Origin of the sequence: Rhodococcus sp. NPDC056516 (assembly GCF_042794655.1) — a bacterium.
GTDB lineage: Bacteria > Actinomycetota > Actinomycetes > Mycobacteriales > Mycobacteriaceae > Rhodococcus_F.
The window spans coordinates 182,306-202,531 of record NZ_JBHTTG010000001.1; the positions used below are offsets into that span (position 1 = coordinate 182,306).

21 protein-coding genes are annotated in these 20,226 nt (G+C 61.4%); 11 read left to right on the forward strand and 10 right to left on the reverse strand.

Going from position 1 to position 20,226, the window contains the following annotated elements; genetic code table 11:
• The first annotated feature begins 58 nt into the window (after nt 1–58).
• The gene (locus ACFQ6Y_RS00800) at nt 59–1,138 is read left to right on the forward strand and encodes an alpha/beta fold hydrolase (RefSeq protein ID WP_378627827.1); all 1,080 of its coding nucleotides are present in this window, start codon (nt 59–61) and stop codon (nt 1,136–1,138) included.
• On the opposite strand, the gene ACFQ6Y_RS00805 is transcribed toward ACFQ6Y_RS00800, so the two are convergent.
• The gene (locus ACFQ6Y_RS00805) at nt 1,109–2,230 is read right to left on the reverse strand and encodes an endonuclease/exonuclease/phosphatase family protein (RefSeq protein ID WP_378627829.1); all 1,122 of its coding nucleotides are present in this window, start codon (nt 2,228–2,230) and stop codon (nt 1,109–1,111) included. The genes ACFQ6Y_RS00800 and ACFQ6Y_RS00805 overlap by 30 nt on opposite strands.
• Nucleotides 2,231–2,362: 132 nt before the next feature.
• Here ACFQ6Y_RS00805 and ACFQ6Y_RS00810 point away from each other — a divergent pair, with 132 nt between their 5' ends.
• Nucleotides 2,363–3,655 carry an MFS transporter gene (locus tag ACFQ6Y_RS00810; RefSeq protein WP_378627831.1) on the forward strand — a complete coding sequence of 431 codons (1,293 nt, stop codon included), beginning with the start codon at nt 2,363–2,365 and terminating at the stop codon, nt 3,653–3,655.
• On the opposite strand, the gene ACFQ6Y_RS00815 is transcribed toward ACFQ6Y_RS00810, so the two are convergent.
• A complete protein-coding gene (locus ACFQ6Y_RS00815; RefSeq protein WP_378627833.1) occupies nt 3,630–4,643 on the reverse strand; it encodes an ABC transporter substrate-binding protein in 1,014 nt (337 codons plus the stop codon). The genes ACFQ6Y_RS00810 and ACFQ6Y_RS00815 overlap by 26 nt on opposite strands.
• A gap of 88 nt (nt 4,644–4,731) precedes the next feature.
• Here ACFQ6Y_RS00815 and ACFQ6Y_RS00820 point away from each other — a divergent pair, with 88 nt between their 5' ends.
• Nucleotides 4,732–5,559 carry a transglutaminase domain-containing protein gene (locus ACFQ6Y_RS00820; protein ID WP_378627836.1) on the forward strand — a complete coding sequence of 276 codons (828 nt, stop codon included), beginning with the start codon at nt 4,732–4,734 and terminating at the stop codon, nt 5,557–5,559.
• 13 nt (nt 5,560–5,572) lie between these two features.
• Entirely contained in the window at nt 5,573–6,367 is a 795-nt protein-coding gene (locus tag ACFQ6Y_RS00825; protein WP_378627838.1) for a 2-phosphosulfolactate phosphatase, read from the forward strand.
• Here the strand turns inward: ACFQ6Y_RS00825 and ACFQ6Y_RS00830 are convergent.
• The 4 genes from ACFQ6Y_RS00830 to ACFQ6Y_RS00845 form a co-directional block, all read right to left on the reverse strand.
• Nucleotides 6,322–7,113, reverse strand: a complete 792-nt coding sequence (locus tag ACFQ6Y_RS00830; protein WP_378627840.1) for an ABC transporter permease — start codon at nt 7,111–7,113, stop codon at nt 6,322–6,324. The genes ACFQ6Y_RS00825 and ACFQ6Y_RS00830 overlap by 46 nt on opposite strands.
• Nucleotides 7,110–8,051, reverse strand: coding sequence for an ATP-binding cassette domain-containing protein (locus tag ACFQ6Y_RS00835; RefSeq protein WP_378447577.1), 942 nt, complete (start codon nt 8,049–8,051; stop codon nt 7,110–7,112). The genes ACFQ6Y_RS00830 and ACFQ6Y_RS00835 overlap by 4 nt, the downstream gene beginning before the upstream one ends.
• Nucleotides 8,052–8,065: 14 nt before the next feature.
• The gene (locus ACFQ6Y_RS00840) at nt 8,066–8,941 is read right to left on the reverse strand and encodes a DUF4097 domain-containing protein (protein ID WP_378530574.1); all 876 of its coding nucleotides are present in this window, start codon (nt 8,939–8,941) and stop codon (nt 8,066–8,068) included.
• Between the two features lie 65 nt (nt 8,942–9,006).
• Nucleotides 9,007–9,522, reverse strand: a complete 516-nt coding sequence (locus ACFQ6Y_RS00845) for a toxin-antitoxin system HicB family antitoxin (protein WP_378530576.1) — start codon at nt 9,520–9,522, stop codon at nt 9,007–9,009.
• A 131-nt stretch (nt 9,523–9,653) separates the two neighbouring features.
• On the opposite strand from ACFQ6Y_RS00845, the gene ACFQ6Y_RS00850 reads away from it, so the two are divergent.
• Complete coding sequence (locus tag ACFQ6Y_RS00850; RefSeq protein WP_378627842.1) at nt 9,654–10,250, forward strand: CHAP domain-containing protein; 597 nt, start codon at nt 9,654–9,656, stop codon at nt 10,248–10,250.
• Here the strand turns inward: ACFQ6Y_RS00850 and ACFQ6Y_RS00855 are convergent.
• Nucleotides 10,241–11,011, reverse strand: coding sequence for an acyl-[acyl-carrier-protein] thioesterase (locus ACFQ6Y_RS00855; RefSeq protein ID WP_378629767.1), 771 nt, complete (start codon nt 11,009–11,011; stop codon nt 10,241–10,243). The two genes, ACFQ6Y_RS00850 and ACFQ6Y_RS00855, sit on opposite strands and share 10 nt — an antisense overlap.
• Nucleotides 11,012–11,137: 126 nt before the next feature.
• Here ACFQ6Y_RS00855 and ACFQ6Y_RS00860 point away from each other — a divergent pair, with 126 nt between their 5' ends.
• The 3 genes from ACFQ6Y_RS00860 to ACFQ6Y_RS00870 all read left to right on the forward strand — a co-directional run bounded on the left by ACFQ6Y_RS00860 (nt 11,138) and on the right by ACFQ6Y_RS00870 (nt 12,943).
• The gene (locus tag ACFQ6Y_RS00860) at nt 11,138–11,482 is read left to right on the forward strand and encodes an ArsR/SmtB family transcription factor (protein WP_378530582.1); all 345 of its coding nucleotides are present in this window, start codon (nt 11,138–11,140) and stop codon (nt 11,480–11,482) included.
• Complete coding sequence (locus tag ACFQ6Y_RS00865; RefSeq protein WP_378627844.1) at nt 11,482–12,153, forward strand: cation transporter; 672 nt, start codon at nt 11,482–11,484, stop codon at nt 12,151–12,153. Before ACFQ6Y_RS00860 ends, ACFQ6Y_RS00865 begins: the two co-directional genes overlap by 1 nt.
• Before the next feature lie 373 nt (nt 12,154–12,526).
• Complete coding sequence (locus ACFQ6Y_RS00870; protein WP_378530586.1) at nt 12,527–12,943, forward strand: hypothetical protein; 417 nt, start codon at nt 12,527–12,529, stop codon at nt 12,941–12,943.
• A gap of 94 nt (nt 12,944–13,037) precedes the next feature.
• On the opposite strand, the gene ACFQ6Y_RS00875 is transcribed toward ACFQ6Y_RS00870, so the two are convergent.
• The gene (locus tag ACFQ6Y_RS00875) at nt 13,038–13,250 is read right to left on the reverse strand and encodes a hypothetical protein (protein WP_003943015.1); all 213 of its coding nucleotides are present in this window, start codon (nt 13,248–13,250) and stop codon (nt 13,038–13,040) included.
• 258 nt (nt 13,251–13,508) lie between these two features.
• Between ACFQ6Y_RS00875 and ACFQ6Y_RS00880 the strand changes: the two genes are divergently transcribed.
• From ACFQ6Y_RS00880 to ACFQ6Y_RS00890, 3 genes are read left to right on the forward strand one after another with little or no spacing between them, the layout of a single operon-like run.
• Nucleotides 13,509–14,168 (forward strand): GAP family protein, encoded by a 660-nt coding sequence (locus ACFQ6Y_RS00880; protein WP_378627846.1) that lies wholly within the window; start codon nt 13,509–13,511, stop codon nt 14,166–14,168.
• Nucleotides 14,169–14,183: 15 nt separating this feature from the next.
• The gene (locus ACFQ6Y_RS00885) at nt 14,184–14,897 is read left to right on the forward strand and encodes a GAP family protein (RefSeq protein WP_378627875.1); all 714 of its coding nucleotides are present in this window, start codon (nt 14,184–14,186) and stop codon (nt 14,895–14,897) included.
• On the forward strand, nt 14,894–16,594 hold the full coding sequence (locus ACFQ6Y_RS00890; protein ID WP_378627879.1) for a SulP family inorganic anion transporter: 1,701 nt from the start codon (nt 14,894–14,896) through the stop codon (nt 16,592–16,594). Before ACFQ6Y_RS00885 ends, ACFQ6Y_RS00890 begins: the two co-directional genes overlap by 4 nt.
• Here the strand turns inward: ACFQ6Y_RS00890 and ACFQ6Y_RS00895 are convergent.
• Nucleotides 16,586–17,407: a hypothetical protein gene (locus tag ACFQ6Y_RS00895; protein ID WP_378627882.1), complete on the reverse strand. Its 822-nt coding sequence runs from the start codon at nt 17,405–17,407 to the stop codon at nt 16,586–16,588. The genes ACFQ6Y_RS00890 and ACFQ6Y_RS00895 overlap by 9 nt on opposite strands.
• A 14-nt stretch (nt 17,408–17,421) precedes the next feature.
• Nucleotides 17,422–20,121 carry a LuxR C-terminal-related transcriptional regulator gene (locus ACFQ6Y_RS00900; protein WP_378627884.1) on the reverse strand — a complete coding sequence of 900 codons (2,700 nt, stop codon included), beginning with the start codon at nt 20,119–20,121 and terminating at the stop codon, nt 17,422–17,424.
• Nucleotides 20,122–20,226: the final 105 nt, after the last annotated feature.

Below are 20,226 nucleotides of genomic sequence, written 5' to 3' on the forward strand. Positions count from 1 at the left end.
TTCACTGAGCTAATGCAACTGATCGTTGCATTAGAGATGAATTGAGGGGTGTTTTCCCATGTCATACGAATTTCCTGTCGATCACCGAGGCCTCTTCGAAGAGCGAACAGGTCAGTTCCTGAGCTTCGGGCTCCCCGTCTCGGATCTCGAGGAATTGCGCGCGTCCATCGACTCGACCTGGGCCGACGCTCCGGGTGGTTGGTCGTACGAGTGGTCTGTGCTGGCGGCAAAGTATTCCGCCGAGGGCAATCATTCACTCGCGGCGATGATCTACGGAATTGCCAAGTTCCCAGTGTTGGCCAACGATTCGCGGCGCCGGGCCCTGCAGAATCAGGTGGACGAATACGTCAAGGCAGCACCAGGATTCGGGCTCGAGTTCGAGCGTCGAATCCTGTCCCTGCCTTACCGATCCGGCGAGATCGAGCTACCGGTACACATTCTCTCTGCGTACGGAAGGTACGAAGACGCACCCGTCCTGTTGTTCAGCGGTGGCGTCGACGGCTGGAAGATGGACATGCATCCGTTGGTCAGTGCATTCGCGAAGAACGCCGGCGTGACTGTTGTTGCCTTCGATCAGCCTGGAACTGGTGAATCACCGGTTCCTCTCGATGCTTTCGGTGACGAGGTGATCGACGGATTGGTGGCGACGGCTCGCACTCTCGGCAATGGCCAGGTGGCGCACCTGGGTGTCTCTTTCGGTGGCAACTTCGCCGTGCGGTCGGGGCTGACCGGCGCCGTCGATGCGGTGATCAACATCGGCGCCCCGGTCAAGGGTGCATTCGAGACCGCGAACGCGGAACGCCTGGTCTACGGCATGGGTGACATCGTCGGAAACGCACTGGGTTTCGATGCACCGGCAACCAAAGAGGCACTGGTACAGGGTCTTCGCGCCTTCGATCGCAGTGCCTTGATGACCACAGACGACGGCCGGACCCCGATGCTTGTGGTCAACGGGGCCGATGACGTTCACATTCCGCTCTCGGACACCACTCTCTTCGAGGAGCGTCCGAACACGCAGGTACACGTCATCCCGGATGCGGGGCACTGCGCAGTGACCAAGCTGCCCGAGTTGACGCCGATGATGATCGACTGGCTACGAGATGCCCTGTCAGGAACCGCTCCACGAACCGGTCGATGATCCGCCGCCGAAGCTGGCAAAACGATACGTCGCAAGAACGGCCTTGTGATCGGTCGGCCACGGCGTCGGCGAAGCGATGAAGTTGTCTTGGGAGTTCTCTTCCACTCTTTTGTTGTGCACGATCGTCTTTCGCGGACCGATGATTCCGACAGATCCCAGCTTCAGGTCGGAAGCGCGGTCGGCGAAGATGTAGTCGATCCGATCGCGTTCGTCCGCCTCGGGTGCCCAGGTGAGCTGTGAGGTGTCGACGTCGGGATTGTCGGACGGCCAGGTGAAGCCCGGGTGTGTGGCCGGGTTCGGATACTTACTGCGGTAAGCGTCGACGAATCCGGCTTGGTCGAGCAGGCGAGTGGATTCCCAAGGAATGACGACACCGTTGTGGTCGAACAGATTTCGCGTGCCTTCGGTCCAATCCAGGGCCGACGGTTCGTTGAAATCGCCTCCGAGGATGACGGATCTTCCCTGGGCCCGTTCTTTGGCCGCATCGTCGATGAACGTCGAAATTGCCTTGGGTCGTCCCGAATTGACGTTCACACGCTGAATTGTCTCGGGGTCCGTGACCGGACCGGACGGCATCTTGTTCCAGCCGAACTCGGAGAACTCTCCAGGCTTGGGAACGCCCGCGCCGTATCCGCGCGGTAGATACGTCGCGTAGGACGTGTAGGCCAGATGCGCCGAGTAAGCAGCGATTTGTTTGCCGTCGACCGTCACGACTGCCTTGATCATCGAGTTCAGGTCGGCTGTTTCCTCGATCGGAAACTTGGAGAGAATCCCGACGTCGGAGGACGCTGCTCCGTAGAAGGTGGTTCCTGATTTGGTCAGCATGTCGGCCAATGCAGTTGTCGCAGTGCCGGCTTCCGACAGGAGAACTATCGACGCCTGTGTCGAGATGATCATGTCGGCGATCAGTTGCAGGCCACCGTTGATCTTGGTTCCGCCGTGCCAGGTATTGAGGGAGAGCACTTTGATCTCCTGTGCGGGGTTCGCCCCCGCGACGGAGGTATTGGCACCCAATGTAAATGCGCTCGCGGTGACTGTGCCCGCGGCTACCGCCATCGCCTTGACCATCTGGCGGCGCGTCAATCCATTCATCAAATCCCGGCTCTCGTTGTCGTGTGCTCGAACCCCCGGAAGATGATTACCATCGCTACCTAAACGGACAGTTAACCAATTGCAAAATGGCAAATTTCCACAGAACGCCGTGCGGGCAATAGTCTTCTGATCGTGGTACTCAGTGAGCGTTTCCCCGGTAACAAGACCTTCGCGAAGGTTCGTGGCCTGCCGCCGGTGGTGAAGTTGCTCCTCCTCTCGATGGTGCTGTTCAACATCGGGTTCTATCTGGTTGTCCCCTTTCTGGCGGTGCACCTTTCGGAGGACCTCGGATTTGCGGCCTGGATTGTCGGCCTGGTCCTCGGGCTTCGGATGTTCAGTCAGCAGGGCATGTTCTTCATCGGTGGAAGCCTCGCCGACAGGTTCGGCAAGCGTCCGATCATCCTCCTGGGCATAGCCGTTCGTGTGGTCGGTTTCCTGATGCTCGGTCTGGCCGAAAGCATGACCGCCGTGATCGTCGGCGTGCTCCTGGTCGGCTTCGCTGCCGCGCTCTTCGCACCCGCCGTGGAGTCGGCCAACGCGGAATACGGACGCGAACTCGAGTCCGCCGGAGTTATGCGCCGTACCGATTTGTTTGCAGTGGAACAGATGTGCAGCCGCCTGGGAACCGTGATCGGTCCCGCGCTGGGAGCTGCACTCCTGATGTTTCCGTTCTCGTGGACGGCGTCGAGCGCCGCGTTGCTCTTCGCGATCATGTGGGTCGGGTTCTTCATCTGGTTCCCCCGACCGGGCGATGCACACGACGGCCCGGTGTCGACCTATACGCTGCGCGACGTCTGGCGAAGCGTCCTGACCAACAACAACTTTCTGCTCTTCGCGACGCTCTGCAGTTTTCAGCTGGTTGCGTACAGCCAGCTGTACCTGATGCTTCCGGAACAGCTCGAGCGCGGAGTCGGTTCGCAGGCGGCGCTGGGATGGTTCTACGTGGGCGCAGCGGTATTGGTGATCGTCGGGCAAGGGCCGACGGTCGCGGTGGCCCACCGCATCGGGCATCGGCGCGCGATCACCTTCGGGCTTGCACTCATTTCGGTGTCGTTTCTGGTTCCGCTGGTCACCGGCGTCAGCGCCGCAGCTTCGGCGTCGACGCAGATAGTTGGTCTGGCGGTGTGGATCGGGCTGCTGCACCTGGGACAGATGTTGATGGTGCCGCCGATGCGAGACACCATCGCGATTCTCGGTCGTGAAAGCAACCTCGGAGCGCACTTCGGCATGCTCAACACGATCGGCGGACTGCTCGCGCTCCTGGGAACGGTGGGAGTCGGATTCGTGTACGACCTCGTCGACAACGGCCACGCAGCGCCGGCGTCACCGTGGGTGATGGTTGCGCTCTGCGTGGCCGTGTCGGCTGTGGTGTTGTGGGTGTGGTCCGGCCGAACGAAGGTTATCGACCCGCGATCGTCTGATTGATCTTTGCGACGAAATCTTCCAGCACAAACGGAATGGTGAGCGGGTTCGGCATGGACACCGCGTCGCTGACGATGGGGTCCAAGCTGATCAGGCCGCCGGTCTTGACCACGTTCAGATTGGTGAATGCCGGCTGCGACTCCATCTCGGGACGAGCCTTCTCGTAGTTGTCGAAGAGCAGGTAGTCGCACTCGAGAAGGTCGTAGTTCTCGGCGGAGATCTCGTAGTTCAGCTTGCTCGCGAACCGATCCTTCAGTGCGGCAGGCGCCGTGAACCCCAGTTGCGTGAGCAGCTGAGCGCGCGCCGCCTCGGGGCTGAACGCTCGAAGATTTCCATCACTCCAGCGAATGACGAGAGCTGCTGTCTTGCCCTCGAACTGGGGGTTTTCCGCGCGAGTACGGACGATGAGGTCCTCCACTTCCCGGACCTCCTGCTTCGCCTGCGCGGGAACGCCGACAGCGGTGCCGATGCGGGTCGTGACTTCCTGCCAGGGCAGAACCCAATCCGTCTGATCGGCGGCGTGCAGCACCGTCGGCGCGATGGCGCTGAGCTGCTTGTACAGATCCTCGTCGATCGCGTTGTTGACGGCGATGATCAAGTCAGGCGCTGCAGCCACGATCGTTTCGATGTCGAAATCGGTGGTGGCGTTGGCCAATGGCGTCGGCTCGGCGCCCTGGACTGCAGAGTCGGCCCAGACGCCGATTCCGTCGTCGGTCGAGCCCTTCCACACCGGGACCAGGACGGGAGTCAGTCCGAGGGAGAGCAGTACGTCTGCGTCGCCGATGCCGACTGCTGCGATGCGGCTGGGTGCCTGCTCGATGGTGGTGGAGCCGAACTTGTGGTCGATCGTCACCGGGAAGGCGTTGGCCTCGGCGTGAGCACCTTCGGTGCCGGGAGTGGATTCGTCTTTTGCACTGTCGCCGCAGGCAGCAAGGGCAAAACCTGCTGCCGTGGCGAAGGTGACGGACAGCATGGCACGGCGACTCAACATAGGGTTCACGGCAACCTCGGGTTTCATTGTTATGGGACCCTAACCATAGTGGAGTGGCTGTGTCGGCAGTGTTTGTTAACCTCCGCCCATGACGGCGGTTCTCGACTACACATCAGCAGGACCGTTCACCCGCATCGACAAGGTGGACCTGCTCGCCCTCGAGTCGATCTCCACCGACCCCGTGAAAATATGCCGGGTAGTGCCGTACCTGGTGGTCCAACCCGCCGATGCTCAGTCGCTGAATCTGCCTGCCGACCGATTCGACGAAAACCAGATCCGGCCGGTAAGCGTTCTGCTCCAACGCCTGCTTGCGCTCGATCCGGCACCGGTGACCGCCGCCCGGGAACCCGACAAGCGGGTCGTCGGAACCTGTCGGCACTTTGCAGTTTTGAGTTGTGCGTTTCTGCGCTACCGCGGTTTTGCCGCCCGGGTCCGTTGTGGTTTTGCCACCTACTTTCAACCGGGACAGGGCGTGGACCACTGGATCACCGAGTACTGGGACGACGCGGGCAAGCGGTGGATCCGCATCGATTCCGAGATCCTCGGACAGAACGTCCTTCCTCACGCCCATGATCTGCAACCGGGAGAATTCCTCGGTGGTGGTGAGGCGTGGCTGGCGTATCGACGCGGCGAGATCGACGCGTCCCAGTTCGGGGTGTACGGAACCCAGAACTGGGGAGCAGCCGAGATCCGCGGCAACGCTGTGAAAGATCTTGCCGCGGTGAACAAAGTCGAAACTCTGCCGTGGGACGAGTGGGGCCGCATGACCGATGCCTACGACGGAAAGACAGGAGAGGAGTACGACGCACTGCTCGACGACATCGCCGCCGTGTGCGCCGCCGACGATTCCGCTGCCGTGCGAGCAATGTACGAGCACGAGGATTTACGCGTGCCGGAGAAGCTGCTTACTTTCTGAGAGACTTGCCCACATGAATCAGGAGCACCGCCAACTCGAGTACGGACTTCGATTCGACTGGGGCCTGCGCGGCGCCGAGGCGATCGCGGCGGGCGTCGATATAGCGGTCGTGGTCGACGTCCTCTCGTTCACGACCACGCTGAGCGTCGCCGCCGACGCGGGAATCGACGTACTTCCCTTTTCCTGGAACGACGAGAGCGCAGTCGACTACGCACGCGATGCCGATGCGGTTCTGGCTGTGCGACGAAGTGTGGCCAGAGAGGGGCAGATCAGTCTGTCTCCCAGTACGATTCGCGAGGCCGAGGTGCCGAGTCGGCTGGTACTGCCGTCGCCGAACGGGTCGACTATCGCGTTTGCGTTGGCGTCCGAGGTTGCGGTGTGTGTCGGCGCTTCATTGAGGAACGCTTCCGCCGTCGCGGATTGGATTGTGCACGAACATGGTCCGGGATCGCGAGTTGCGATAGTCGCATCCGGGGAGAAGTGGCCCGGTGGAGAGTTGCGTCCTGCCGTGGAGGATTTGTGGGGCGTTGGCGCTGTTGTGACGGCTCTTGCCTCGACTGGTTGGAGCGGTGAGGTATCGCCCGAGGCGCGGATGGCGGCGGATGCGTGGGCGGCGGTGTCGGATTCATACGAGGACCGCCTGCGGGACTGTGCCTCAGGACGCGAGTTGATCGCCATGGGGTTTCCACACGACGTCGCCATCGCCTCGGAACTCGACGACAGCGACACCGTACCCGTTCTCGAAGAACATGTGTTTCGAGGTCAGCGCACCGGGCGTCGGTTGAACAAACTCCGCGCCCAGAGGTAGGAGAGGATGGTGATGGCGACGCACCATCCGATCGCGAGTATCGCGTTGTTCCCGATAGCTTCGCCGAGAAGAAGTCCTCGAAGAGTCTCGATGATCGGAGTGAACGGCTGATACTCTGCGAACCATCGCAACACGGTCGGCATCGAGTCGGTGGGGACAAATCCGCTTCCCAGGAAAGGTAAGAGGATCAACACCATCGGGAGATTGCTGGCCGTCTCGACGCTCTTGCTGACGAGGCCGAAGGCAACGGACAACCAGATCATGGCGATGGAGACCAGGATGAGAAGTGCAAACGCCGCGACCCATTCCACGAAGCCTGCAGTCGGCCGGAAGCCGACGGCTATCGCCACGGCGATGACAACAACGAGGCTGACAATCGTCTGAAGGAGACTGCCGAGAACGTGACCGGTCAGGACGGACGTGCGCGTGATCGCCATCGTGCGGAATCGTGCAATGATCCCCGCGGTCATATCGGTTGCGACGGAGATGGCAGTACCTTGTGCCGCAGATGCCACGGTCATCAGAATGATCGCCGGTGCAACGTAATTGACGTACTCGGCTCGGCCACCACCGCCGGGGCCGAGGCCGTTCCCGAGCGTCCCACCGAGCACGTAGACGAACAGCAGCAGGAAGACGACTGGCATCCCGACAAGCATCACAGTCATCGACGGATATCGAAGGATGTGTCGAATACTGCGACGCAGCATGGTTTTCGAGTCCTGATAGGCAAGCGTCATGGTGGTCATCGCGCGTCGGTCCTTTCGGTGGCGGTCAGAGTCAGGAACACGTCGTCCAGGTCCGGTGTGTGTACGGAGAGTTCCTTGACGTCGATCGAGTGGGCGTCGAGTTGGTCGAGAAGAGAACGCAGCGAGCGGACACCCCCGTCGCTGGGGACCTGGAGGACATAGGCGGCGTCATCACGCGATGATTCGTCGAAAACAGCTGCAGCAGTATCGAGTTGATCTCGGTCGAAGAAATGGAGTCGAATGTGGCCGCCGGGGATGTGCCGCTTGAGTTCCGCCGCCGTACCTTGGGCGACTATCCGTCCCTGGTCGAGGACGGCGATGTGGTCGGCCAGCTGATCAGCTTCCTCGAGGTACTGCGTCGTGAGGAAGATGGTGACACCGCCCTTGACCAACTCCCGGATGATCTGCCACATTGTGCGTCGACTCCGGGGGTCGAGACCGGTGGTGGGTTCGTCCAGGAAGATGATCTCCGGCCGCCCGATCAACGTCATTGCCAGGTCGAGCCGTCGGCGCATGCCGCCCGAGTAGGTCGAGGCCAGCTTGTCTGCGGAGTCGACCAGATCGAACTTCTTCAGGAGTTCGTCAGTGCGAGTTCGGCGTTCGTCTTTACCGAGATGATGTAGGTCGGCCATGAGGAGAAGGTTTTCCTCACCGGACAGATAGTCGTCGACCGCCGAGAACTGCCCGGTGACGCCGATGCGTGAACGCACCGCGTCGGGATCGTCGGAAGGGTTGTACCCGGCGATGCGGATGTCGCCGCCGTCTGCCGGAACGAGGGTCGAGAGAATTTCCACGATGGTGGTCTTGCCGGCGCCGTTGGGACCGAGGAGCGCAAAGACGGTTCCGCGGTCGACGGAGATGTCGATTCCGTCCAGTACCGTCTTGTCGTCGTAGGCCTTCTTCAGGCCCGTCGCGGTGATGGCTGGTTTACGGGACATCAGCGTTCCTTTCGCTAGATCTTCTTGTTGGATTCTTCTCGAGGCTCCGAACGTCGAATGACGATGTCGCCGTAGCTGGTGTGCGCCCGGACGTCTACTCGGCGTTCGGTCGAAGCCGGTCCGTGCGTGGCATTCATCTGGTTGTCGACGCGACCGAAGGACGTATGAGCGTCGAATCGCGCGGCGGTTCCGGATCGAACGCCGATATGGATTCGCCCGGCAGCCGTCTTTGCAGATACGACTCCGCTCTCGATGGTCTCGAAACGTATGTCGCCGTTGGCGGTTGCGGCCGTTGCGTCGGACTCGGCGTGCTCCACGGCGACACTGCCGTTGGCGGTCTTTGCCTTCAGCGCGCCTGTGATCGTGCCGATGTTGATGTCGCCGTTGGAATTCTTGACCTCCGCGTTGCCGTCGACGCGGCCGATGCGGATGCTTCCGGACCCGGTGCTCGTGTCGATGTCACCGGCTACATGCTCGACGGTGATCGCGCCGGCCCCGGTGCTGACGTTGAGCGGTCCCGTGGTGTCCAGTGTGCAATCGCCGGCCGAGACCTTCACGCGGGATCGTCCGAGAGTGCCGTCGGCGCGGAGGCTGGCAACTGCGGCAGTGCCTTCGAGTTCCGAGGCGGACGGAAGTTGCACGGAGATGTCGACAGATCCTGTCTTCCCGAAAATGCCGAGGCCGCGCTGTTTCGGAGTCTTGATCTGCAGCCGGCCACCCGCGAATTCGACGCGCGTTTGTTCAGCGATTCGAACGTCGACCTCGCGAGACGAGTTGCTGGGCAGCACTTCCACGACAGTGTCGTTGCGGTCGCTCGCCGTGATCCGGATGTGCCCGACTGCCACGTCGAAGCTCAAGGTGATGGGGTCAGGTGTGCTGAATGTAGGCATGGTGATACTCCCGATGAGGTTGTCTCGGTTGGTGAAAGAGGGTGGTGCGAAAAAGTAGGCCGGTGTCAGTGCACCCAGCCGGTGAAGCTTTCGGAACCTTGGGACGTGCGTTGTCTCGGAATGCTTCTGTTCATGCCGCCTTCCAGAGCCGTTGCAGCCGAGCGAACCAGCCACGCGTTGACGGAGATCCCGGCTTCCCGGGCCGCCGCCTCGATCCGGTCTTTGAGGTCTTGCCCCAGACGCAGGTTGATTCGAGTCATCGAGGCGTCGTCGGACTCCGTGACGGGACGCGGTGCCGGAGTCGGTTCCTCTTCGATGGGGGCTGGAGCCGGTTCACTGATGGCCGGTGCCACCACGAATTCGGGTTCGCGTCCCCGCAGGCGCAGGTCCACCGAACCCGGGGCGAGGTCACGCGTGATCTCGGCAGCTGCCGCAGACAATGCGTCGAGAAGGGTGAGTCGCACTGCTGATTCCAGCGGTGCGGTCAAACGATCGGCGAGTGCCTTTGCGTCGTCTCCTCCTGCTTCGGCTGCCACCGCGAGTTCGTGGCGAAGGTTGTCGACGTACGGTGTCAAGTCCATGGCATCACTATGGCATCACTTTGGTGCCATAGCAATAGTTTGATGGCACATTCGTGTGGGTTTGGTGAGAAGTGCCAGGTCATGGAGATGGTTGGCGCTTTGATTCTCGGCTGACTGGCACACTCGTAAGGGTGAGTCCTGCCGAACCCAATCGTCGCCGCCGTATCTTGCTCTGGATTGCCGGAGTGCTCGGCGTCGTCATCGTGGTTGGTGCGGTGGCCGTCGTGGTCGCGCCATCGCGATATCTGCCCTGGGATACCGCCGAGTTCCCGACGGTCGACGCCAGTTCGGTGACTTCGGACCAGGCTCGTGTGCTCGAACTACTCCGATCCGAGCACGAGCAGGATCGCCCGGGCACCTTCTATTCCGACGGTATCGACGAAGAGTGGTGCGCCGATTTTGTCAGCTGGATCATGAGGGAAGCGGGTCGGCAGTTGTCGAACCCGAACTCCGGCAGCTGGCGCATCCCGGGGGTGTACACCTTGCAGGAGTACTACCAGGGGATCGGCGCATACGCCGGGAACGGCAGCGGATACACCCCGAACGTGGGTGATGTGGTGATCTACGACAGTTCGAGATGGGTCGGTCAGCACACCAACATCGTGGTGGCAGTGGACGGCGATACAGCGATCACGGTTGGCGGCAACGAGTTCGGCAAGGTGAGGGTGCACGATCTGGACTGGCAATCCGACTCTGCCGTTGTGGGATTCGGAAAACTTCACCCCTGATCGCTGCTCTTCGGAGTCAAGGCGAACCAGCGCGCCGACGCACGCGCTTCACCGCCGGCGTCGATGTGCAGGGTGTTCGTGCCCCCTCGCGCAGTCACCTGCTCACCTCTTTTGATGGGCTGCGTGTACTCGAGGATCGCCCGAAATGGTCCGCGCCTCAGGTCATCGGTCAGCGCATCTTCCACAGGCTGCCAGTAGATCGCGTTGTTCACATGATCGAAGGGGTCGAAATCGCTCGAGCGCAATGGGAACGGCGTATCCGTTGACGGCGTCGTGTCAGGGGCCGGGTCGATCCACCGACGCCAGTGGAGATGCTGGTCGATTGCGGTCGACGCAAGCGCGGCGGTGAACTTTTCACTGATGGTTGCGGGCATTCCCGTCTTCGGGTCGATGTTGATCCAGAACGCCTCGGTTTCGATCAACCCACCGGCATCGGACTTGATACGAACCCGCATCGAACACCACTTGCTGGAGAGTCCGGAACACCAGCGCTGCAGGTGAACTCGATCCGGCCAGACGACGGGTTCGAGTACGTCGATCACCGTCCTCCTCACCATCCACAGTGGATGGGTCTCCATGGCGCCGCGGTCGACAAGATTGTCGAAGCCCGCATCTTGGAGGTATCGCGCGATCGCGTCGAGGCGCAGGCTTTTGTCGGTGTGAATGTCCCCTGTTCGCACCGGCCAGGAGGCATGAAAGATACTGCCGGCCGTCGGAAGTTCTGGCATCGCTATGTGATCGTCGATTTTTGTGCGGTTCATCTGATGCGGGCTCCCGCTGGTCGAAGTCTGGTCGAGCGTTCCAGGCTTGCGGTACCCGATGGCCGGATCTTGAACCATTGGAGTTCACTGTTTTCTGAATACAGATTTCGATGTACTGTCGTTCGCATGGATGTCGAGGGCATGAATGTGGTGACCAACGTGGCGGTGCTTGCGAGGTTTGGGCATGCACTGTCCGACGAGACTCGAACACGGATACTGCTCGAGCTGAAGACCTCACCCCGGTATCCGTCCGACCTCGCCGAAACATTGGCTGTGACCAGGCAGAAGCTGTCCAACCATCTGGCCTGTCTGCGTGGCTGCGGCTTGGTGGTGGCCGTCCCCGAAGGGCGCCGGACCAGATACGAACTCGCCGACGCACATATCGGTCAGGCTCTCGACGACCTGCTCGGGGTCGTTCTCGCGGTGGATCCGTCGTACTGCCCGGACAGCGAGTCAGAGGGGTGCTGCTGATGGTTGCGCCGCTCGATCACGTCGGTCAGTCGGCTGCCCGACGAGCGCTCTTGTCGAGAAGAATTCGCATCTTCGTGGCGATCACGATCAGCTACAACGTCGTCGAGGCGATCATCGCGTTGACGGAGGGGACGCGAGTGTCTTCCGCGGCCCTGTTCGGGTTCGGTCTTGATTCGGTGATCGAAGTGTCCTCGGCGGCAGCGGTCGCCTGGCAGTTTTCGGCTCCGGATCCGGCGAGTCGTGAGAAGACGGCACTGCGAGTGATTGCCTTCTCGTTCTTCGGGCTCGCTGCGTATGTGTCGTTCGACGCGATCCGGTCACTGTTCGGTCTGGGCGAAGCGCAGCACACAACTGTCGGAATAGTCTTGGCTGCAGTGAGTTTGGCGATCATGCCGGCCCTGTCCTATGCGCAGCGCCGAGCAGGTCGGGAGTTGGGTTCACTCTCGGCGGTCGCGGACTCGAAGCAGACGCTGCTTTGCACTTACCTCTCGGCGGTGTTGCTTGTCGGTTTGCTGCTCAACTCGCTGCTCGGCTGGTCGTGGGCAGATCCGATTGCGGCACTGGTCATCGCCGTCATCGCGGTGAAAGAAGGCATCAACGCGTGGAAGGGCGATCCGTGCTGCCCGGTTGTGGCTGTGCCCGAGGGCGGGCATGAGTGCGACTGCTGCTGAGTGGGCACTGGTTTTGTCGAGTGAGCACCCTCTGCAGGGCGCCAGAGAGGGTGCTCACTCGATGAAAGGGGTGTCGGCTTCTGCACGGCTCTTGATGTGCGCGGCCAACCGGCCGGCTGACTGTCGGAGACGTGTCGGAGAGCGATGACCAGTGCGACTGCTGCTGAGCGAGCACAGATTCAGTTGAGTGAACTCCCTTACAAGTACGCCACAGCCTGTGTTCAGTCGAGGAAAAGGGTGTCAGGTCTGGTTTGCGTTGCCGACAAGCGGGTACGGGTCGGTGACCTGCGGTTCATCCGCGACGGGTGATGTTTTCGCTTTCCAGCCCCTCGAGACTGAGTAAGGGAAGTGCATTCTGTCGAAAGGAACGCTGATGACTGCTCCACCGCGGGAACCCGCGAATCACCCTGTCCGGCAGGGTTTCGCGGTCGGTACGACGTTTGCAGCAGCAATTCTGCTGCTCACCGCAGGCATTGTCGCTCTGCTTCAGGGCATCGCGGCCGTCGCCGACAACAATCTGTTTGTCGTGGGTATCAACTACACGTACAAGTTCGACATCACGACGTGGGGTTGGATCCACATCATCTTGGGCATCATCGGAATTTTGGTGGCCCTCGGCCTCTTCACCGGTGCAGTGTGGGCCAGGGCGGCGGCAATCGTCATTGCGTCGCTCTCGATCATCGCCAACTTCTTGTGGATGCCGTATTACCCACTGTGGTCGATCCTGGTCATCGCGCTCGATGTCGTGGTGATCTGGGCCGTCGCGACCTGGGATGGAGACAGAGTCTAGGCGCCGAACAACTCGAGAGCAGTTGGTCCCGACCGAATCGACTCGGTCGGGACCATCGCTCGTGCGCGGGCAATCCGTCGGATGGCGGCTCGGATCAGTCTGGGAGCCGACGCATTTCGGCGACGGTCAGGCCGAGGGAATCGAGACGGGCCATGATGCTCCGCATAGCCGTGTGGTCCGCGACGGGTCCGTACAAACTGGTGAACCCGCCGGCGGCACTGGCGACACTGAGTTCAGGAAATGCGGCCTTGACGCGGTCCGACACTTCGCCGTCGATGAGGAATTGATACCGAGTGGGAGCATTCATCAGTATCCGCTCCATTTCGTAGGGCCATGAGGTTCGAGAAGGCGCCGCTCCGAGCCTCGAAATCGCATGTCGTCAAGTGCAATCGGCGTCGCTGCCCGATCCAGGACTCCGCATCCGTGGGATCCAGTCTTACTCCCGTACGCGCTCGGGGCGTCATCCCCTACGGGTGAATGTCGTCGCGGGTCCGTTCATCCCTTTTGTGTGAGGCTCCGCAGAGTCGCCACCCCTAGTGTCGACCGGGAGAGAGAAGAGGTCGGCATGGGATCTGTCATCGGGGATCTGTTACCCCTCGCGGTCGGCGTTGCGGTATCGCCGATCCCGATCATCGCGGCAATCTTGATGTTGTTGTCCAAGCGTGCCGGCAGCACGAGCGTCGGGTTCGCGCTGGGCTGGATACTGGGAATCGTCGTCGCCACCGTGATCTTCGTGCTTCTGTCCAGCAAGCTCGGTGACTCCGAAGGTGATCCGTCAGCGACAGTGTCGTGGATCAAGCTGGCGTTGGGTGTATTGCTTCTTGCGTTCGGAGTCAAGCAATGGCGCGGACGCGGAGGCGAGCACGAAACCCCGAAGTGGATGCATGCCATCGATGACATGACCGCTGTCAAAGGCCTCGGCTTGGGCTTCGCTCTGGCTGCGATCAATCCGAAGAATCTGATGATGTGTATCGCGGCCGGAATCTCGATCGGATCCGCGTCATTGGGCTCCGGAGAAGTTGTTGTCGCCATTCTGGTTTTCACGATCATCGCGGCCTGCACAGTGTGCGTGCCCGTGATCGGCTACCTCGTTGCCGCGGAGCGACTGCGTGGTCCGCTGGCCGAGCTGAAGGTGTGGTTGCAGGACAACAACGCCACGGTGATGAGTGTGTTGATCCTGGTTATCGGTGTTGTTCTCATCGGTAAGGGCATCGGCGGTCTCTGACAACTGGAGGTAGTTATGGGATCGCTGCTACTGCAACAGATCCCGCTGGCGCTCGGGATCATCATGAGCCCGCTGGCGGTTGTCGCCGTTGTGGCCGTACTCTTTTCCGAACGAGCGCGTATCAACAGCATTGCGTACCTGATCGGGTGGTATCTCGGAATAGTTGTCGCGCTGGCCGGTTCGTACGTCATCTTGACCGCACTCCAGGTTCATCAGCGCACACACCCTCCGCTGTGGGTGCCCATCATCCATCTCGTTCTCGGGGCGACGCTGCTGGCGGGAGCTTGGTTCGTCTACTCGCGCAGCCGCCGCGGCGTCCAGGCGATGGCGGCTGCAGTTGCCCCTGGCGACGTTGTGGCTGCGGCCCCTCAGCTGCCGAAGATGCTGCAATCGGTTGAGCATTTCCAACCGGCGCGGTCAGGTGTGCTCGGTTTCGCTCTTTTCGTTCTCAACCCCATCGACATGTCGTGTGCCATCGCCGCCGCCATGAACTTTCGGCTCAGCACCGTGGCGCCCACGTCGCAGATCGTCTCGGCCGTGATCTTCTCGCTGGTGTCCGTGACCTCGGTTGCGGTGCCCGTCGCGCTCCTACTGGTCAAGAAGGAGGAGGCAACCGAACCGTTGCAAAAGATCCGCACCTGGATAGCCACCAACACGCACTTGCTGAACGTCGGGCTCCTCGTCCTGATCGCGGCGATGCAGATCAGTAAAGGGGTACAAGGACTATGAGTGCTCCGCATACACGGACCTGGTGGGTCTTCGGGTCGTTGTCCGACTACCAACGCGATTGGCTTCGCCCCGACATCATTGCGGGCCTTACGGTGTGGGCTGTCCTTGTCCCGGAAGCGCTCGCCTACGCCACCATCGCCGGAGTTCCACCGGTGGTCGGACTTTATGCTGCGGTGCCGTCGCTGATTCTGTATGCAGCGGCCGGCAGTTCGCGCCATCTGATCGTCGGGCCGATGTCGGCGACCGCAGCGTTGTCCGCAGCGATGATCGCACCATTGGCTTCAGGAAACGACGGACGATTCATTGCGTTGTCTGCGGCTTTGGCGATAGTGACCGGGCTCGTCGGGCTTTTGGCGGGATTCATGCGTCTCGGATTCATCGCCTCCTTCATCTCCGAACCGGTTCTGAAGGGGTTCATCGTCGGTCTGGCGCTCACGATCATCATCGGTCAGGTGCCCAAACTTCTGGGCGTGGACAAAGGTGAGGGAAACTTCTTCGTCCAGGCGTGGACAGTGGTGAAGGAACTGGGCGAGGTCGACGGACCGACCGTGATCATCGGATTGCTCAGCCTGGCAATGGTCCTGGGCGTCAAGAGATGGCTTCCGCTCGTACCGGGTTCGCTCCTCGTCGTGCTGCTGGGCATTACCGCAGTAGCGTTGTTCGGCCTCGACGATCGTGGCATCGACATTGTCGGACACATCGACTCGGGCCTGCCGTCGATGGGTCTGCCGAGCGGTGTGGGAGCTGAGGACTACCTCGATCTGGTCGGACCGGCGGTGGGTGTTCTGCTCATCGGATTTGCGGAAGGTCTGGGCGCTGCAAAGACCTACGCGGCCAAGGCCGGTTACACAATCGACGCCAATCGTGAACTGGCTGGACTGGGCGCGGCAAACCTGGGATCGGGCCTCTGCTCGGGAATGGTGGTCAACGGCAGCCTTTCGAAGACTGCTGTCAACGGGGGAGCGGGGGCCAAATCACAGGTCAGTGGATTGGTGGTTGCAGCACTGACTCTGGTGACACTGCTGTTTCTCACCGGCTTGTTCGAGAAGTTGCCAGAAGCGACGCTCTCGGCCGTGGTCATCGCAGCAGTGATCGAACTGGTCGATTTCTCTTCTCTCGCAGCGCTGTACCGGGTGTGGACGAAGCGGTTGGGTAGCATCTACGGGCACGCCGCGCGGGCCGATTTCGCCGCAGCGATCGCGGCGATGTTCGGAGTCCTGCTGTTCGACACCTTGCCCGGATTGATCATCGGAATCGCCGTCTCGATGTTGCTGCTCCTGTATCGAGTCTCCAAACCGCATGTGGCCGCTCTGGCCAAGGACGGCACGCGCTGGGTCGACACCAGCAGTCATCCTGATCTGAAGACACTCGACGGCGTCGTAGTGGTCAGGGTTGAAGCGGGGATGTTCTTCGCCAATGCCGACCACGTGCGTGATCAGATCACCGGTTTGGTGACTGCCGGCACCACCATGGTCGTCCTCGACGCCGAGACGTCACCGTTCATCGATGTCAGCGCGGCCCAGATGCTGGCTCAGCTTCGAGATTCGTTGGCTCGCAAGAATGTGAGTTTCCGTGTGGCACGCGACATCGGACAATTCCGCGACGTTCTGTCCGGCGCCGACCAGGGCGCGCTGAAGGTCGACGTCTACCCGACTGTCTCGCAAGCGCTTGCAGGTCGGGACAACACCTCAGCGTGAGGTTCGCAGCCAGATTCCCAGCGGACCGGAATCTTTGGCCACTGATCCGACGATCGACGACGCGACAACCACGATGGCCGAGAAGATGAACAGCCAGCCGATGACGGTGAACATCACGCCCAGGAGACCGAATTCGTCCTGAGACGTCTTGGTCATCCGCGGCAGGAAAAGAGTGCCTGCCACGTGCAGGCCGGTCAGACCCGTCGCGGTGAGCAGTCCGGACCCGACGCACATGCGAGTGGTCATGCGATTGGCCGTCAGCAGCATGGGCACGGCGGTCCAGACGAGTGCCCACACCACATAGACCGCAAAAAATTCCAGGATATTGCCCACTCCCGGAACGCTGTTCAGTTCTCGGCACAGGGCCGCGCCGACCACCGACCCGGCCACGACGAAGACGACAGCGATCCATCGCCACGCTTGACGAAGCGTCGCGGTCGGCACGCTCCAGATACGCCCGTACATGCGGCCGAGAGCGCGCGCGTAGGACGTGGAACTGATCAGCAGCATGAGCAAGCCGACGATCCCGAAAGCCGCAGCAGTGGAGGTGCTGGTGATTTCGGCGTTGGGGAGTTGGACGCCGAGGTCATCCTTGGCGGCATCGGCCAACGGCTTCAGCTGCTCCAGGGTGGACGCCGCGATCATGACCGGCAGCAAGGACGTGAAGGCCTGGGCTGCCAACGTCATGGCGCTGTCCACGAGTCCGACTTCGAAGACCCCGATGGTTGCATCGGTCGCCAACCGTCGACTCGGTGTGCCTCTAGCCCAGACGGTCAGTCGATCGCGCGTATCGGAATACAGCTTCGGGGGCATGGAGGCAGTCTTGCTCAGATGAGTCCGCCGCGTCGCGCAGCCTTGAGTGCGTCGCGTCGGTTGCTCACTTCCAACTTGCGATAGATCCCACGAAGATGCGTCTTGATGGTGTTGACGGACAGGAACAGTGTGTCGGCAATCGACTCGGTGGTGTCTCCCGAAGCGAGTTCACGGAGCACGGTGTATTCGCCCGGCGTGAGGATCGGTGCACTCACCAATTCTTGGGGACGAATGCGGTTGCGTACCTGTTCGGCGAATTCTTCCTGATCGCCGAAATGTCCACTGAACTCGTCGAACACCGGCCGCAGGGACGGGCCGTAGTCGAGGAAGGGACGCAGCAAGTTACCGGCTTCCGCGGCGCGTAGCGCTTTGTGAAGGGAACGAAACGACTTGCGCTCGTGACCTGTTGCAGCGTGGATCCCTGCTTCGAGTGTCCAGGCGTAGACGTGATGTGCGAGCAGCGGGATTTCGGAGGACCCGAGAGCTTCGGAAACTTCGGCGAGTGCTTCCGCGAACTTGTTGGACGAGAAGGCGACGGCACCCCGCGCGAGATGTATCTCCGCGGTCTCGCCGAACCGATCGGCCGCATCCCGTACGAGTCGGGCTGCCCATTCCACTTCGCCGACGGAAAGGCACGCGTTGACGACGGGCGGTAGAAGAGCCAAGGTCGCGAACGCGAAGGTACGTAATTCGATCGCGCTGAGCATCGCGTCGCGGACATCGGCGGCGGTCGAGCGTCGGTCGGTAGAGCCGTCGAGACTGTGAAGGCCGAAGGTTACGACGGAGTGCCACCCGAATGCCGGCGCGCTGGCGCCGAGAACGTCTGTGCTCCGGTAGTTTCCGATCGTCGGGATGCGGTACGGAAGCTCACTCGAAGCGCAGAGATATGCAGCAAAGGCGGCCACAGACGCGGACAACTCGTACTCCGCAGTCGTCGTGATGCGATGTTCGACCGCATAGTCCAGAGCGTAGATGGAGTGAGCCCTCATGGCCCCGATGTCTCCGCTGAGGGAAGCGACGTAGCCCAGTCCGGTCAGCGACTTCAAGACGAATCGCGCCCTGCCCCGCAGCGTCCCGAGTGCGACGGCTTGAGTGTATTCGACAGTCGCCCTTTCGAACTCACGTCGAAGTAAGTGCGCAGTCGCCAACTCCATGTGTGCGTAGGCTTCGACGTCGGAGTGGGTGCTGTTCTGACGCTGCTCCAGACGTGACGCCAGCGGCTCGCTGTCGGAAGTTACCGTAACGCAGGATATTTCCAGGCTCATTGCCTGAAACAGTGGGTCGTCTGCAATCGGTGGATGAGTTGCTTCGAGAAGATCGAGGCACGTCGTCGCCGAGGTGACGTCACCGGAATGGAGGGCGGCCGCCGCCAGCACCAGCCGGGTGATCGGGGCTTCAGAGACCTGCGTCGACACGGATTCGAGGACTCGCACGACGTCTCCACAGTGCCCGTCGAGTACGAGGCCCAGCCCGCAGCGTTCGAGAAACGCGATAATGCGGCGTGGGTCGCCGATCGACACCTCGAGTTCGAGCGCTTCGAGTTCGAGGTGATTGCTTTCGAACCAGGACGCGGCTCGCAGGTGTGCGCGGTTTCTCTCGTCGTGATCGACGCGACGGAACTCTGCCCGAAGATGTTCGCGCAACAGCGGGTGATAACTGAACCACGTTGTGTGATCGGCCGAATCGGTGCGGGTCACAGGGAAATTGAACTGAATCAGCGAGTCGATCTCGGATCGTGCGTTCGAGTCGGTCAGAGTTTCCGCCAATTGGGCGGAGAAAGAATCGACCACCGATGTCCGCAGCATGAACGAGGTGACATGTTCGGGCAAGGACGTCAGTACCTCGTCGACGAGAAAGTCTGCGATCGGGCGGGGTGTGTGCGTGAACTCGTCGAGCGCATCGCCGATGTCGCTGCGGCCCGCCAGAAACGCTGCGGTGAGGCGAACGACGGCGCCCCACCCCTTGGTGAAGTTCTCGACGATTGCAAGCTCGTCGTCGCCCAGCGTGATGTTGTACTCACCGAATATCGCGGTGATCTCGGAGCGATCGAAAGCAAGATCGGTGGATGCGAAGCGGGTGAGTCGGCCGTCGAGAGCCAGGCGATGCCACGTGAGCGGTGGTTCGTAGCGGGCGGCGACGACGATCGACAGGTTGCCAGGCGTCTGGATGAGTATTCGATCGAGCAGACTGATCGACATCGGATCGTGAAGGGTGTGAACGTCGTCGAGGATCAACGTTGTTCGGCGCTCATGCGTTTCGAGGGTTTCCGCGAAATGCGCGAGCCACTGCTCGACAGGTTGCCTGGATCCCGTCTGCGCGGGAAGCCTCTGGCCTGACGTGTCGACGGATGTCGCGATCGCCTCGGCGAGGGATTCACACAGTATCGACACGTTGTTGTCGCGCTCGGCCAACGTCAGCCAGGCCAGCGCAACATCAGGGGAGGCGCGCGAGTATTCGCGAGCCCAATCGGCCAGCAGCAAGGTCTTCCCCGCTCCAGCCGGAGCCGACAGCAGCCCGACGGGCCCGGGTCCCGAGCCTTTGGTGGCTGTGGAGGCGGTGAGCTTGCGATGCAGGCGCGGACGCGGGACCAATCCTTTGACGGCAGATGGCGGGCGAAAACGACCGTTGAGTACGGCACCTGGCACGTGCGCTTGCCCGACGCGGTGAGACGCGTCGAGCGTTAGTGCAGCGGCATCACGAAATGGGCTGCTCATCCGACTCCTGTTCGACTGGCTGCACTGGACGTGACCGCTGGATCGACATTTTGAACGAGTTAGATGATGTGAAACTACCCAATTCGGACACTTGTTAAGCGTCCA

Bases quoted from the DNA above. Each gene is read 5' to 3' on its own strand.
- ACFQ6Y_RS00800 (WP_378627827.1), top strand. From the start codon at position 59: ATGTCATACGAATTTCCTGTCGATCACCGAGGCCTCTTCGAAGAGCGA.
- ACFQ6Y_RS00805 (WP_378627829.1), bottom strand. From the start codon at position 2,230: ATGAATGGATTGACGCGCCGCCAGATGGTCAAGGCGATGGCGGTAGCC.
- ACFQ6Y_RS00815 (WP_378627833.1), bottom strand. From the start codon at position 4,643: ATGTTGAGTCGCCGTGCCATGCTGTCCGTCACCTTCGCCACGGCAGCA.
- ACFQ6Y_RS00820 (WP_378627836.1), top strand. From the start codon at position 4,732: ATGACGGCGGTTCTCGACTACACATCAGCAGGACCGTTCACCCGCATC.
- ACFQ6Y_RS00825 (WP_378627838.1), top strand. From the start codon at position 5,573: ATGAATCAGGAGCACCGCCAACTCGAGTACGGACTTCGATTCGACTGG.
- ACFQ6Y_RS00830 (WP_378627840.1), bottom strand. From the start codon at position 7,113: ATGACCACCATGACGCTTGCCTATCAGGACTCGAAAACCATGCTGCGT.
- ACFQ6Y_RS00835 (WP_378447577.1), bottom strand. From the start codon at position 8,051: ATGTCCCGTAAACCAGCCATCACCGCGACGGGCCTGAAGAAGGCCTAC.
- ACFQ6Y_RS00840 (WP_378530574.1), bottom strand. From the start codon at position 8,941: ATGCCTACATTCAGCACACCTGACCCCATCACCTTGAGCTTCGACGTG.
- ACFQ6Y_RS00845 (WP_378530576.1), bottom strand. From the start codon at position 9,522: ATGGACTTGACACCGTACGTCGACAACCTTCGCCACGAACTCGCGGTG.
- ACFQ6Y_RS00855 (WP_378629767.1), bottom strand. From the start codon at position 11,011: ATGAACCGCACAAAAATCGACGATCACATAGCGATGCCAGAACTTCCG.
- ACFQ6Y_RS00860 (WP_378530582.1), top strand. From the start codon at position 11,138: ATGGATGTCGAGGGCATGAATGTGGTGACCAACGTGGCGGTGCTTGCG.
- ACFQ6Y_RS00865 (WP_378627844.1), top strand. From the start codon at position 11,482: ATGGTTGCGCCGCTCGATCACGTCGGTCAGTCGGCTGCCCGACGAGCG.
- ACFQ6Y_RS00870 (WP_378530586.1), top strand. From the start codon at position 12,527: ATGACTGCTCCACCGCGGGAACCCGCGAATCACCCTGTCCGGCAGGGT.
- ACFQ6Y_RS00875 (WP_003943015.1), bottom strand. From the start codon at position 13,250: ATGAATGCTCCCACTCGGTATCAATTCCTCATCGACGGCGAAGTGTCG.
- ACFQ6Y_RS00880 (WP_378627846.1), top strand. From the start codon at position 13,509: ATGGGATCTGTCATCGGGGATCTGTTACCCCTCGCGGTCGGCGTTGCG.
- ACFQ6Y_RS00885 (WP_378627875.1), top strand. From the start codon at position 14,184: ATGGGATCGCTGCTACTGCAACAGATCCCGCTGGCGCTCGGGATCATC.
- ACFQ6Y_RS00890 (WP_378627879.1), top strand. From the start codon at position 14,894: ATGAGTGCTCCGCATACACGGACCTGGTGGGTCTTCGGGTCGTTGTCC.
- ACFQ6Y_RS00895 (WP_378627882.1), bottom strand. From the start codon at position 17,407: ATGCCCCCGAAGCTGTATTCCGATACGCGCGATCGACTGACCGTCTGG.
- ACFQ6Y_RS00900 (WP_378627884.1), bottom strand. From the start codon at position 20,121: ATGAGCAGCCCATTTCGTGATGCCGCTGCACTAACGCTCGACGCGTCT.